General features: G+C 44.3%; 13 protein-coding genes. 12 read left to right on the top strand and 1 reads right to left on the bottom strand.

Annotated features, from left to right (window positions below):
* The 3 genes from ACWI_RS12655 to ACWI_RS12665 all read left to right on the top strand — a co-directional run bounded on the left by ACWI_RS12655 (position 1) and on the right by ACWI_RS12665 (position 2,709).
* Positions 1–561, top strand: a complete 561-nt coding sequence (locus tag ACWI_RS12655; RefSeq protein WP_070371802.1) for a PilN domain-containing protein — start codon at positions 1–3, stop codon at positions 559–561.
* Positions 562–564: 3 nt separating this feature from the next.
* A complete protein-coding gene (locus ACWI_RS12660) occupies positions 565–1,275 on the top strand; it encodes a hypothetical protein (RefSeq protein WP_070371803.1) in 711 nt (236 codons plus the stop codon).
* 75 nt (positions 1,276–1,350) lie between these two features.
* The gene (locus ACWI_RS12665; RefSeq protein ID WP_070371804.1) at positions 1,351–2,709 is read left to right on the top strand and encodes an HdeD family acid-resistance protein; all 1,359 of its coding nucleotides are present in this window, start codon (positions 1,351–1,353) and stop codon (positions 2,707–2,709) included.
* Positions 2,710–2,767: 58 nt separating this feature from the next.
* Here the strand turns inward: ACWI_RS12665 and ACWI_RS12670 are convergent, their stop codons facing one another.
* Complete coding sequence (locus ACWI_RS12670) at positions 2,768–3,388, bottom strand: MarR family transcriptional regulator (protein ID WP_070371805.1); 621 nt, start codon at positions 3,386–3,388, stop codon at positions 2,768–2,770.
* Positions 3,389–3,807: 419 nt separating this feature from the next.
* Here ACWI_RS12670 and ACWI_RS12675 point away from each other — a divergent pair, with 419 nt between their 5' ends.
* The 9 genes from ACWI_RS12675 to ACWI_RS12715 all read left to right on the top strand — a co-directional run bounded on the left by ACWI_RS12675 (position 3,808) and on the right by ACWI_RS12715 (position 13,064).
* Positions 3,808–4,902 carry a BMP family ABC transporter substrate-binding protein gene (locus ACWI_RS12675; RefSeq protein WP_070371806.1) on the top strand — a complete coding sequence of 365 codons (1,095 nt, stop codon included), beginning with the start codon at positions 3,808–3,810 and terminating at the stop codon, positions 4,900–4,902.
* Between the two features lie 64 nt (positions 4,903–4,966).
* Positions 4,967–6,505, top strand: a complete 1,539-nt coding sequence (locus ACWI_RS12680) for an ABC transporter ATP-binding protein (protein ID WP_070371807.1) — start codon at positions 4,967–4,969, stop codon at positions 6,503–6,505.
* Complete coding sequence (locus tag ACWI_RS12685) at positions 6,490–7,554, top strand: ABC transporter permease (protein ID WP_070371808.1); 1,065 nt, start codon at positions 6,490–6,492, stop codon at positions 7,552–7,554. Before ACWI_RS12680 ends, ACWI_RS12685 begins: the two co-directional genes overlap by 16 nt.
* Positions 7,555–8,487: an ABC transporter permease gene (locus ACWI_RS12690; RefSeq protein WP_070371809.1), complete on the top strand. Its 933-nt coding sequence runs from the start codon at positions 7,555–7,557 to the stop codon at positions 8,485–8,487.
* A 319-nt stretch (positions 8,488–8,806) separates the two neighbouring features.
* Positions 8,807–9,874, top strand: a complete 1,068-nt coding sequence (gene aroB / locus ACWI_RS12695) for a 3-dehydroquinate synthase (protein WP_070371810.1) — start codon at positions 8,807–8,809, stop codon at positions 9,872–9,874.
* A 191-nt stretch (positions 9,875–10,065) separates the two neighbouring features.
* Complete coding sequence (gene aroA / locus ACWI_RS12700) at positions 10,066–11,367, top strand: 3-phosphoshikimate 1-carboxyvinyltransferase (protein ID WP_070371811.1); 1,302 nt, start codon at positions 10,066–10,068, stop codon at positions 11,365–11,367.
* Entirely contained in the window at positions 11,345–12,424 is a 1,080-nt protein-coding gene (gene aroC / locus ACWI_RS12705; RefSeq protein WP_070371812.1) for a chorismate synthase, read from the top strand. The genes aroA and aroC overlap by 23 nt, the downstream gene beginning before the upstream one ends.
* Positions 12,425–12,435: 11 nt before the next feature.
* Complete coding sequence (locus tag ACWI_RS12710) at positions 12,436–12,732, top strand: chorismate mutase (RefSeq protein WP_070371813.1); 297 nt, start codon at positions 12,436–12,438, stop codon at positions 12,730–12,732.
* Between the two features lie 2 nt (positions 12,733–12,734).
* A complete protein-coding gene (locus tag ACWI_RS12715) occupies positions 12,735–13,064 on the top strand; it encodes a hypothetical protein (RefSeq protein ID WP_070371814.1) in 330 nt (109 codons plus the stop codon).
* The last annotated feature ends 96 nt before the right edge of the window (positions 13,065–13,160 follow it).

Raw genomic sequence — 13,160 nt, forward strand, 5'->3', positions numbered from 1 at the left:
TTGAAGCATGAAATGAATTTGTTACCAGTGAATTCGGTTAAAAAGAAGCGGCCCGATAAAACACGATCAAAAGGTCTAAAAATCTTCATCGGAGCACTGCTGGGTGTTTTGGTGATTTATGGGATCTTAACGTTTCTTGAGGCATCCTGTCAGACTGAGATCAGGCAACTTGAAATGTTAATTGAGAGTAAAGCAGAGTACCAGGTTATTTATACCAATCTTAACCAGCAAAAAGCGGTACTCGAACATCGACAATTGCTTTTAGAAACAATCAGCAGTGGAAAGGCGTTGCCACATCTAACGATGTTAGAAATTAACAAAGTGCTGCCCGCCGGGATGCTTCTGACGAATTACGACTATCAGGAGGGACGGTTGATTATTTCAGGAGAAACCAAAAAGAAAGAGGAGATTTTTGAGTTTAAAGAAAAACTTGCGAATTTGGCGGTTTTTGAAATGATTAATATGGTAAGTACCACTCGAAAAAATGATGTTTCGACTGATAAAATCACGATGGAAGAAACATGGGAATTTACACTCGACATTCAAATAGCTGAGGTATAAACGGTGAAAAGCAAAAAGTCAAGGAAATCCGGTGAAAACAACTCAGGAACGAGAACAACTCGCCAGACAAACCTAAAAATTCAAAAAGGCATAATTGCTGGAGCAGTGATTGTAATACTGATGGCTTTAATGGTGATCCCTAAATATGAAAGTTATTGTGAAAAAAAGCTGATTTTGGCAGAAAAAGAACGTTATAATATGGAACTGCCTGACAAAATGTCCGAAGAGCACTATTTAAACGAGTTGAGAGTGATCAGTCAACAATTGGACGATAACCGGAGTCGTTTGCCGGAACGGTTGGATACGGTCAGTTTGTATGAGAATATTGGCAGGATGGCTGAAGTGGCAAAGGTGGGAGTGATATCTGTGGAGTTTGGAGCAGCGGATGTCCAAATTGATGAAAATCTGGGGATGCAGATTAACCAGGATTTTCAAAACAGCGACGAAAAGACGATTATCGGGCCTGATGGTAAGATTTTAACGCGCTGCGAATATGTTGTGGTATGCACCGGAAATGATGATGCCTTTATTGATTTTCTCAATGAACTGGATCGTTGTGTACCGGTGATTCGGGTTATTAGTTATGAAATAGAAGCAGAAGCGATGGGTGAAAAACGGCTGCGAATGAGACTGGAAAGTTTCGGAATTCTGGCCGATAACCGGGATAATCAAGTGACTGTGACGGGGGATCAATTAGACGAAGCGATTAAGTAAGGTCTAAAAAACAGCAGGCATTTTTGTTTATCGCAAAAAAATAAAAACGATACAGTCGATGAGAGGGGTAGTAAGATGAACGAGATAAAAACGAAGCGAATCATTGGAACGCTTTCAGGTATTGGTATTGGGGCAATTGGTATATATATGATCAGTCACCCAAGAACCTCGGTGGAACAACTGGTTGTATTGTTGATGGCGGCGTTGGTGATTTTTGCTTTGATTAATCTTGTCTCGGTCTTTTTTAAATCCCACGGTGGCAGCAAACGAATGACTGTAATCGGGGCATTGGTCAATTTAGGTTTTGCGGTGGCCTTGTTTTATTTCCGGCTGACTGTAGCTGAACTGATTCCGTATGTATTTGCAATTTATGTGGTGATTAATAGTATTGCCAAATTAATTTCCGCAGTAACCTACTGGCGGGATGGGGTGCCTAATTTCGGCTTTTACTTTATCAGTGGGGTGCTTAATTTTGTTTTTGGTATTTATCTGCTTATCAACAGTTATTTTCAGACAGCGAGCTTTGCCATTGTATCGGGACTCTATCTGGTCTGGTATGGGGTGACGTTACTGTTCGATGCTTTTAATGATTGGGAGACGCAGGAACAGATGAGCAAGACGGCAAAGCGGATGCAGCGAAAAATGCGGATTGCGCTGCCATCATTATTGGGAATATTTGTACCGATGGGGCTGATTAGAAAATATGATGCAAAGGTCGCTTCTGAAGATGCCAACGCCTATATATTATCCCAGGAAGTTTTGGTACCGGAAAAAGCGGGAATTAATCCTATGAATGTGGAAATTCTGGTGCACTTATCCAAAAAATTTATGGAAGCGTTTGGGCATGTTGATCTGATTTTTGGAAATGAAGCCCTGTCTTACGGGAATTTTGACGGACACTCCTACCGTCTGGGCGGAGCCATGAGTGACGGGGTGCTTTTTATCTGTGATAAGGATCGCTATTTGCGAGAATCTGTTATTCATGATGGGAAAGTGCTGATCTCGTTTAAAGTTGCTTTTGATGATGATGAGCTGGCGATCATTAAGGAGAATTATCGCCGCTTTCAGGAAAATATGTTTGAATGGTTTTGTGACACCCAATTGGCAGAGCAGGGAATGCTGGCACCAGGGGATTACACGGGTGTGGAAGATGTTATCTACAAAGGTACTGGGGCGCGGTTTTATAAATTTAAGAAGGGGCCGCTAAAGACCTATTTCGCGCTGAATACCAATTGCGTCAAGGTGGCGGATTCACTGTTTGAGAATACCGGTTTTGAAAAGCCGGCGACCGGTAACATTGTTACGCCGGGAGCCTATTATCAATTTCTGATGGGGGCACTGGAACGACCGGGGACTAAAATTTATGAGAAAAAGATATATTCTCGGGAAACCTTTGGCAATGCGGAAGAAATTGCCCGCCAGGAAGAATTATAAGGCGGATCACTTTATAAAAATTCAGCCACTTGTTTACTAAAACAAGTGGCTGGTAGTATTACTGACGATTGATAACTTCAGTCAGACTGGACTTGATGGTTACAAACAGGCGATGAAGATTGTTAATCTCCTCAGCTGAGAATTCAGCCAGTGACTGATTAAAGGGCTCGAACAGTTTGGCATTGGTGGATTCGAGTTGACTAAAAATAAATTGACCATTCGGGGTCAGGGTAAAGACCACCTCCCGAACGTTAAGCGGCGATTTTTCTTTTTCGATCAATTCTTTTTCAAGCAGTTTGGAGGTGCACTTTGAAATGGCACTTTTTGAAATCCCCAGTTTATTTGCCAATTGGGTCAGGTTGATACCAGAAAATTGTCCAATCATATCCAGGGCTTTCAGTTCGGAAGGATATAGAGAATAGGTTGATTCATCGATTGTAAAGGTTTGGGGCAAAATAAGAATATTCTGGTAAAGCACCGCAGAATCGATCATCAGTTGCTTGACTGCGGCAAGATCAGCAATAGAATCCGGAGAAACGGGATTTGACAGGTTGAGTTTCTCTTTTTTGGGAACGGTACCTGCTTTTTTTTCTTCAGCTACACTTTTCTTCTTGGACTCTTTCTTCGAATCTTTTACTTCTTTGCTTTCCGGTTTCTTGCTTTTTTTCTCTTTTTTCAAAATGACACTCCTTTCAATACAAAATGGTTTCAAGGCACATGCAAACTTAAAAATAGCGAGCAAAAATTGCTTTTTATGCAGTTTCATCTAATATTTTTGTAACGTGTAGGCGAACAGATCATAAAACTGTCTGCTGCATAGTGTAAAAATTGTATTATACGAAACTGGACACAATGCTGATGACGATTTTGCAATTACCTGCAAACAACTTTATTAACAGGGTGAAGAATCGGGTTCACCCTGGTTACAGTATAATAATACCGAATTTATCGCGTAAGTGCAATAAAAACATGGTCCGACCAGTCGATTTATTCAACTTTTTTAGATTGCATTTTAATTGTTTTTTAGTTAAAATATTATCGTGGCTAGGACTGTTTTCTTAATAGTTCTAGACCAGATTAGAAAATAGGAGGAAGAGAATGAAAAAAAGATTGGGAGTATTGATGCTTGCACTGGTTTTAGTGGTTGTAAGCGTTGCCGGATGCAGTTCGGGATCAACATCCAAAAAAGATGAGGTTACCAAGGTGGGCTTTATCTACGTTGGGCCAGCGGATGATGGTGGCTGGTCACAGGCACATGACAATGGTCGGGCAAAAATGGTTGAAAACATGGGTGGCAAAGTCGAAACCATTGTTAAAGAAAATGTCCCCGAAGAAAAAAGCGCTGTTGTATCAACCATCAGAGATATGGTTGACCAAGGATGTACCATCATTTACGGAACCAGCTATGGATTCATGGATGGAATGGTCGAAGCGGCTAAAGAATTCCCGGACGTAAAATTTGAACATTGTTCAGGTTACATGACAGCGGACAATTTAGGAACTTACTTTGGAAAAATTGAAGAACCTCGATATCTGTCAGGTATTGTTGCAGGTTTAACAACCAAAACAAATAAAATTGCTTATGTTGCGGCTATGCCGATTCCCGAAGTTATCCGCGGAATCAACGCCTTCGCTTTGGGTGTAAAATCAGTAAATCCAGCGGCAACCGTTAATGTTTCCTGGACCAACACCTGGTATGATCCAACGGTTGAAAAAGCGGCAGCTGAAGCACTGATTCAACAAGGTTGCGATGTAACTGCACAACATCAGGACTCAACAGCAACCATGGAAGCTGCCAAAGAAGCAGGTAAGCTATCAATCGGTTATGATTTAAGCGCAGCGACAACCATGCCGGAAGTCTACATGACTGCACCGCTTTGGGATTTCAGTGGTTACTACACTGATTCAGTTCAGTCAGTAATTGACGGAACCTGGAAATCGCAGCAATACTGGGGTGGTATGAATGACGGAATTGTCCTGTTGGACGAACTGACAGCACTGGCGCCAGGAACCGCAAAAGGTCAGGTTGAAACGGCTGAAGCAGCAATTAAATCTGGTTCGCTGGTTATCTTTGCTGGTGAGTTAAAAGATCAGACGGGCGCTGTAAAAGTACCGGCTGGAACATCCATGACCGATGAAGCACTGTTGAGCATGGATTGGTTTGTAGACAATGTAGTTGGTAGTTTAAAATAGTAAAAAACGGTTTAACGGACAGAGTCTTTGGGCTCTGTCCGCTATTTTTAGTAAAGGTGAAAGCATGAACAATGAGTATGTCGTAAAAATGGAGAACATCACAAAGGTTTTTGGCAAGGTCAAAGCCCTGGATCATGTGGAATTTTCATTAAAAAAGGGAGAGGTCCATGCGATATTAGGAGAAAACGGAGCAGGTAAAAGTTCACTGATGAATGTTCTAAATGGTATTTATATGCCGGATGAAGGACAGATCGAAGTGAAGGGACAGCCTGTCAATATCAGCTCGCCTAAGATTGCGCTGGATTTGGGCATTGGAATGCTGCCGCAGCATTATAAATTGGTGGACGTATTTTCAGCCATGGAGAACGTGGCCGCCGGTAGTCGAAAAACAAGTCCTTTTTTAAATAAGAAAAAGATTTTAGATGAGATGGGGAAATTGATCGATCAATTGGGGATGGATATTAATCCCAATAAAAAGGTTTATGAAATGTCAGTCGCGGAGAAGCAGAGTCTGGAGATCTTTAAGGTTTTGTATCGCGGGGCCGATATTCTAATACTCGATGAGCCGACTGCGGTATTAACCCCTCAGGAAATAAATAATCTCTTTGAAATCGTCAAAAAAATGGTGGCGACGGGTTGTTCGGTCATTATTATTACCCACAAACTGGAAGAAGTCATGGAAATCAGTGACCGGATTACGATTATGCGCAAAGGTACGACCATTCAAACGGTGAATAAGGAAGAAACCACTCCCCAGGAATTGGCAGGAATGATGGTTGGCGACGTAATGGAACTCAATGTGCCATATGTTTCGGTGGAACGGGGTCAGAAATGCCTGGAAGTAAAAGACATTACGGCCATCGATCGCAATAAGGTTCATATTCTGGATCATGTCAGCTTTGATCTTTATGCCGGGGAAATTCTGGGAGTAGCTGGTATTGCCGGTAGTGGACAGAAAGAATTATGTGAAGGAATCGCAGGACTCTATCATATTAAATCGGGAGAAATTATTTTCGAAGGTGAAAACATTGTTGGGAAAAATCCTGAGAAAATCAGCCAGATGGGGATTAGTCTGAGTTTTGTGCCGGAGGATCGTCTGGGGATGGGGCTGGTTTCTTCGATGGATATTATTGATAATGTTTTGTTGAAAGACTACCGCAATAAAAAAGGTCTGGGGATTTCCCGGGAAGTTTCCCGTGATAAGGCCGAAGCCCTGGTGGAACGACTCAATGTATCAACCCCAGCCATTGAGAATCATGCCGTCAGTTTGCTTTCGGGTGGTAATATTCAAAAGGTTTTGCTGGGCCGGGAAATTGAATTGGAACCGAAACTGCTGGTGACTGCTTATGCCACCAGAGGGTTGGATGTAGGATCGTCCCAGATTATCTACGATTTGCTCAATGAACAAAAAGTAAAAATGAAACCGATCATGTATGTTGGTGAAGACTTGGATGTGCTGATGAGTCTGTGTGACCGCATCATGGTTTTATGTGAAGGTCGGGTCACCGGAATTGTCGATCCTAAAAAAACCACCAAAGAAGCCATAGGACTCATGATGTCCGGGGTAAGAAGTGAAGGAGAAGAAGCATGCTCCATATCGTAAAAAAAGAAGTTCCGAAAACTCGGGAAAAAATAATTGTCAGGCTATCAGCTGTTTTGGCCGCTTTGGCCGTGGCGTCGATCATTGTCCTGGTAGCCGGGGCGAATCCGCTTGAGTTGTATATCGGGATTGTCCAGGGCTGCTTTGGTTCGCTTTATCGCTTTGCGGCAACCATTGAAAAGATGGTCCCCTTACTGGTTCTGTCTCTGGGGGTGCTGGTGGCATTTAAAATGCGGTTTTGGAATATCGGTGCCGAGGGACAGTTTCTGATGGGCGCCGTGGGAACCACCCTGGTGGTTCGGCTCCTTCCGGATTTGCCGTTGCCGGTTATGCTCGTGCTGATGATCATCGTTTCATTTTTGTTCGGGGCCGTCTGGCTGATGATTCCGGCCTTTTTCAAGGCCCGATTCGGAACCAATGAAACCCTGTTCACGTTAATGCTCAACTACATTGCGCTGACGCTGGTAACAGCCTTGCAGTATGATTTCTGGAAAGATCCGGCGGCCAACGGGATGCCCAAAATTGCCAATCTTCCGGAAAATGCCTTACTGCCCAGTGCGGGTGGCTTTAATTTAAGTATTTTGATGGCGGTGATCATTGTGCTGGCAATGTATTATTTTATGAATCGTTCTAAAATTGGCTTTGAAATAGCGGTGTTGGGTGAAAGTGAAAACACCGCCCGCTACATTGGGATTAATGTCACCAGAACCATTATCATTGCCGCACTGGTCAGCGGTGGTTTATGCGGAATGGTCGGGATGATGCAAACCACTGGAGTCAGTGGGGCCCTGTCAACTGAAATTACCGGTGGATTGGGTTTTACCGCCATTATTGTGGCCTGGCTGTCGGGGCTTAAGGTTCCCTTTGTGGTGGTCAATTCCTTTGCCTTTGCAGTGCTGCTTCAGGGAGCTTCCTATATTCAGACGGCTTTCCAGATCCCTGGTTCAGTAGCAGAAATGATTCAGGCGATTATTCTGTTCTTTATTTTGGGCAGCGAGTTTGTCCTGCAGTATCGGTTGGTTTCTGATAAAACGAAAAGTGAGGTTGCATAAATGGAATTTGTTTTTTTCTTGGCAGCAGCGGTTAAAGCCGGAACCTGCCTGCTTTATGCAACTCTGGGAGAAATTATTTCGGAAAAAGTTGGACACCTCAATCTGGGGGTCGAGGGGATGATGCAAATGGGTGCCGTCATTGGCTTTATTGCCGGGTTTACTTTTGGTAATCCGTATACGGCGGTTCTTTGTGCCGCTTTGGCCGGTGCTGCCGGAGCCCTGATTTATGGATTTTTGACGATTAGTTTAAAGGCTAATCAGGTGGTTACCGGCCTTACGCTCAGTATTTTTGGCGTTGGCTTCGCTGCTTTTTTTGGTAAGAACTTTGTCGGGAAAAAAGTACCGGAAGCAATTACCACTTTTTTTGCTCCAGTTAAGCTACCGATTTTAGGAGACATTCCTTATCTCGGACAGATCTTTTTTAATCAGAGTGTCTATGTCTATTTTTCCTATTTTTTAGTCGTTGCCATATATATTTATCTCTATAAAACCAAATGGGGACTAAATACCCGGATGGTCGGAGAAAACCCGGTGGCAGCCGATGCCAGCGGCATCCCGGTCGATAAGTACAAGTATTTCAACATTGCTCTTTGTGGAGCTCTCTGTGGGCTGGGCGGCGCCTTTTTATCGCTGGTCTACATCAGTATTTATCCGGTTAATGTGGTCAGTGGCCGGGGCTGGATTGCCGTGGCATTGGTTATCTTTGCCATGTGGAATCCTGGGAAGGCGATGCTGGGGGCCTACTTTTTTGGGGCTCTGGATATTGCCAGCTTCTGGTTGCAGCAATACAACCTACCGGTTTCGATCTATCTGTTTACCGCTTTGCCTTACCTGGCAACGGTGTTTGTGTTGATCTTTACCTCGATGCGCAAGAGCAGCAACAAAAAAGAACCGGCCTGGCTCGGCAAGAACTATTTCAAGGAAGATCGCTAAGTACAAAAGACCGTCTTATTTAGGTTTGCCGCGTAAGCTACCGTACCGACCAATTTTAATCTATTGTTCGCCGCGGGATCGGACAGGCTCTGCCATGTCCGCCCCAATGCGTACAATCAGATTAATAATTGTCGGTACTGCTTTAGTGTTTTATTAACCGTCTTTAAAAAGGCGGTTCTTTTATAAATCAATCTGTCCTCGTTGGAGAGACAGGTGTAAACAATACTCAAACTATTTTAAGGATGGCAACGTGCTTTATGGTTTTAAATTGAAAAAACTATGATATAATAGAGGTTAAGATTTTAAAGGAGCCGAGAAAATGAAGGAATTAATTTGCAAAACAGAGAATACACACCAGTACCCGATTATTATTGAAAAAGGTATTAAAGGGCGGTTGTCCCAAATGAAAGCGCTCTTTTCCCAGTATCATAAGGTGGTGATTATCACCGATAAAAATGTCGCCAAAGAATATTTAGGTGAGGTGGAACGGCAGGTTCGTCAAGCTGGGCCCAAGGTTTACAGCATCGTCATTCCCCCTGGAGAAGCCAGTAAGTGTTTGACCCAAACCGCCGAGATTTACAATGAACTGATTAAATGCAATATCACCCGCAGTGATGCGATTCTGACGCTGGGTGGCGGCGTGGTTGGTGATTTAGGTGGCTTTTGTGCGGCGACTTATCTTCGCGGCATCGATCTGATCCAGGTGCCGACTTCACTATTGGCTCAGGTAGACAGCAGTGTTGGTGGTAAAGTCGGGATTGATCTGGATTATGGCAAGAACCTGGTGGGGGCTTTTCATCAACCCCGGGCCGTGATCATCGATCCTTTATTTCTGGAAACCCTGGAAGATCATTATATGATCGATGGCATGGCTGAGGTGATCAAATACGGTTGCATCAGCAGTGCACCGCTGTTTGTTAAGCTGATGGGGTATGCCTATTATGAGGATCTGGTCGAAGATATGGAAGAGATCATTGCCAAGTGTTGTCAGATCAAACGGGATGTGGTCCAAACTGATGAACATGAACAGGGTTTGCGCCGGATTTTGAATTTTGGACACACCATCGGTCATGTGGTGGAAACCTATTTTAAATTCAAGAAATATTCCCACGGCGAAGCGGTGGCCATTGGCATGGCCCAGATCACCAAGAAAACTGTTGCTGAAGGGATCGGTCAGAAAGATACCTACGACAACATCATCGAAATACTGGAGAATTACGGGCTACCAACCGAACTGCCTAAAATGCCTTTGGACAAGGTTCAGGAAATACTGTTCACTGACAAAAAATTCGAGAATGACTCGCTTTATATCTGTGCCCTGGAAAAAATCGGCAAGGCCCAGATTGTTAAAATCCAGAAACCCCAGGCCATCGAACTGTTTAGATAGTGGTTGCAAAAACAGAGATTTAGAATACCGTACCGACCAATTGTTAATCTGTTGTTCGCCACAAGCTCGGACAGGCTATGCCGTGTCCGCCTTGATGCGTACAACATGATCTAACAATTTTCGGTACTGGGTTAGCCTTTTTTCCATTTGCGAAGTTGAAAAAGTGATAATAGAAAATTAAGAGGAAGAAAATGAGAACGATAGAAATTACACCAAGGTTATTAAGCGGCAGTCTGGAAATACCGCCGTCAAAAAGTGTCAGTCACCGGGCGATAATTGCGGCTGGGTTGGCTAAGGGTGAAAGCGTGATTTCAAATGTGCTGATGTCACAGGATATGATTGCCACCTGTGAAGCCATGATCGCTTTGGGGGCCAGCATTGAAAAGCAAGAAGAGCAAAACGGTCGTTTTACCCTGACGATTAGGGGCTGCGATCCGCTGGTGCTGAAGTCGGAGACGATCCAATGCAACGAATCGGGGTCAACGCTGCGGTTTATTATCCCAATTGTGTTGCTGCAGCCAAAGCGGGCGATCATTACCGGAAAAGGACGGCTGGTTACCCGGCCGATGAAACCTTATTATGATATATTTGCTGAAAAAGGCATCCAGTATGAACATCTTAATAAGGACCAGGATTTACCCCTGGCAGTGGAAGGAATGTTGACACCAGGCGTCTATCAGATAGATGGCGGGGTTAGCTCACAGTTTATTACCGGGCTGCTTTTTGCCCTGCCGCTTCTCAATGGCGATTCGGTGATCGAACTGACATCAACGCTGGAATCCAAACCCTACATTGACATCACGCTGGACGTTTTAAAGAGTTTTGGGATTGTGATTATCAATGAGAATGATCAGCGTTTTGTGATCAAAGGGAATCAGGTCTATACTCCCAGTAACTATCAGGTTGAAGGTGATTTTTCTCAGGGCGCATTCTGGCTGGTGGCGGGTACCATTGGTAAACAGATGGATTGTTGCGATTTAAATGTTGCATCGCAACAGGGAGATAAGGTGATTGTCGACATCTTAAAAGAAATGGGTGGCGATATCAGTATTGGCGCAGATAAATTAATTGTCAAAAAAGCTGAAACCGTAGGAACCATTATTGATGTATCCCAGTGCCCGGATTTGGTTCCGATATTGGCAGTTGTTGGGAGTCTGAGCAAGGGTACCACTACGATTATCAATGGCGAGCGGCTCCGTTTTAAAGAATCGGATCGCTTGATGGCCACCGCTGATGTGCTGAACAAACTGGGTGGTAAGGTGGAAGAAACTGCCGATGGTCTGGTGATTCATGGGGTTGACCGTTTCACTGGCGGCCAGGTTACGAGTCATAACGATCACCGGATTGCTATGGCGGTGGCGATTGCATCGATTTGTGCTACTGGCAAAATTATTCTTGATGGTGCTGAAGCTGTTAATAAATCTTACCCTCATTTTTGGGAAGACTTCATGGTAATGGGAGGTGAGTGGATTGGGCTCGACCTGGGGAAATAAATTTAAAGTTTCAATTTTTGGTGAATCCCACGGCAATGGCATTGGTGCCATTATTGATGGCCTTCCGGCTGGGATTGACATCGATCTGGATCGGGTTCAGAATGAGCTAAACCGTCGGGCCGCCCGGGGAAATCCGCTGGCCACGCCCCGAAAGGAAGGCGATCAGATTGAAGTCCTCAGTGGTGTTTTCAATGGTAAAACCACCGGGGCCCCGCTGGCCGGATTGATCCGCAATGAAAATACCCGTTCCGGTGATTATGCCAAAACCAAGGATCTGATGCGACCGGGTCACGCTGATTATGCGGCCAGCGTGCGCTATGGTGGCTTTCAGGATTATCGCGGTGGCGGCCACTTTTCCGGTCGTTTGACGGCACCTCTGGTATTTGCCGGAGCCATCGCCAAAGAGATCATCCGAGTGATCCGACCAGAGCTGGGAATCGGCAGTCGGATTGTTTCGATCGGGAATGTAAAGGACACTGAGGTTTGTGACTGGAAGGTTTACAAAACCCTGAGCAAGGGTTTTGTAAACCCGGCTTTTCCGCTTTATCATGCCAAACTGGAAGATGCCATGAAACAGGAGATCATTGAGGCGATGGCCGATGATGACTCGGTGGGTGGTATGGTGGAAGGCTTTATTACCGGTCTGGAACCGGGAATTGGCAATCCCTTTTTCGAATCCATTGAAAGCCGGTTATCGGCCTTACTGTTTTCCATTCCGGCAGTCAAAGGGGTGACCTTTGGGGCTGGTTTTGAGGTGGCCAGCCTGCGGGGGTCTCAAACCAATGATGCGCTGCGCATTATGGATGGACAGATCGAGGCAGTTACCAACTATAACGGCGGCATCAATGGCGGAATTTCGAACGGGATGCCAATTGTTTTTCAGGTGGCTTTTAAACCGACACCTTCTATTGGTAAAGAACAGCAGACCATTAATCTGGCGGAAAGAAAAAAGGCTGTCCTGACCATACAGGGGCGTCATGATCCCTGTATTGTTGTCCGGGCCTTTCCGGTGGTGGAAGCTGCCACCGCCATCTGTCTGGCTGATTTTTTAATTTAAGGAGGTTGCCATTGAAGTCATTAGATGAAATCAGAAATGAAATCGATGCGATCGATGCTCAGATGCGGGTGTTGTTTGAACAGCGGATGGATTGTATCCAGGCAGTCGCTGAATATAAATACAGTAACCACGGGAATATATTCGATCAAAGTCGGGAAGAAAAAATGCTGAAAAAAAATCTGATCCAGCTGAAAAACAAGAATTATGGAAAAGAATATGAACGGTTTCTGAATGAAATTCTGGTTTCAAGCAAGGCGTACCAGAAAGACTGGATACAAAAAAAGGAAATCACGGAGCGAGGCAAATAGCAATGGATATCGGAATGCTGATAATTGTGCTGGTGATTGTGATTCCTGGCTATTTTCTGGTTAGACGGCTCTCAACGACGCTTTATTCGGATAACCAGAAGATGGAAGCAGAAACCGAAAGACGCTATGGTTTTCAACGTCTGGAAAATGAACGGATCGAAAAAGCCAAAGCAAAGGAAATTGATGAAGCAAGGAGCAATTCGAAACCGTATCAACGAATTCCAAGAAGAATTGTTCGGGCTCCCCAAAAAACAGATATGACGGTGGTGAAAAAATATCGCCGCCGGGTAACAGACGAAAAGTTAAATAAAGTAAACATTAAGCAGAAGTGACGAGAAATCCGTTTTAAGGCGAAATCAGGTAGAACTGCAGACGAAAAAGCAGCTGAAAAAAATAATTTGATATTCCTGAAAAAATAGCTTTAATAT

Origin of the sequence: Acetobacterium wieringae (assembly GCF_001766835.1) — a bacterium.
Taxonomy (GTDB): domain Bacteria; phylum Bacillota; class Clostridia; order Eubacteriales; family Eubacteriaceae; genus Acetobacterium; species Acetobacterium wieringae.

Excerpts from the sequence above, each read along its gene's own strand:
- ACWI_RS12680 (WP_070371807.1), top strand. The coding sequence starts at position 4,967 with ATGAACAATGAGTATGTCGTAAAAATGGAGAACATCACAAAGGTTTTT.
- ACWI_RS12715 (WP_070371814.1), top strand. The coding sequence starts at position 12,735 with ATGGATATCGGAATGCTGATAATTGTGCTGGTGATTGTGATTCCTGGC.
- ACWI_RS12675 (WP_070371806.1), top strand. The coding sequence starts at position 3,808 with ATGAAAAAAAGATTGGGAGTATTGATGCTTGCACTGGTTTTAGTGGTT.
- ACWI_RS12665 (WP_070371804.1), top strand. The coding sequence starts at position 1,351 with ATGAACGAGATAAAAACGAAGCGAATCATTGGAACGCTTTCAGGTATT.
- ACWI_RS12685 (WP_070371808.1), top strand. The coding sequence starts at position 6,490 with ATGCTCCATATCGTAAAAAAAGAAGTTCCGAAAACTCGGGAAAAAATA.
- aroB (WP_070371810.1), top strand. The coding sequence starts at position 8,807 with ATGAAGGAATTAATTTGCAAAACAGAGAATACACACCAGTACCCGATT.
- ACWI_RS12690 (WP_070371809.1), top strand. The coding sequence starts at position 7,555 with ATGGAATTTGTTTTTTTCTTGGCAGCAGCGGTTAAAGCCGGAACCTGC.
- aroA (WP_070371811.1), top strand. The coding sequence starts at position 10,066 with ATGAGAACGATAGAAATTACACCAAGGTTATTAAGCGGCAGTCTGGAA.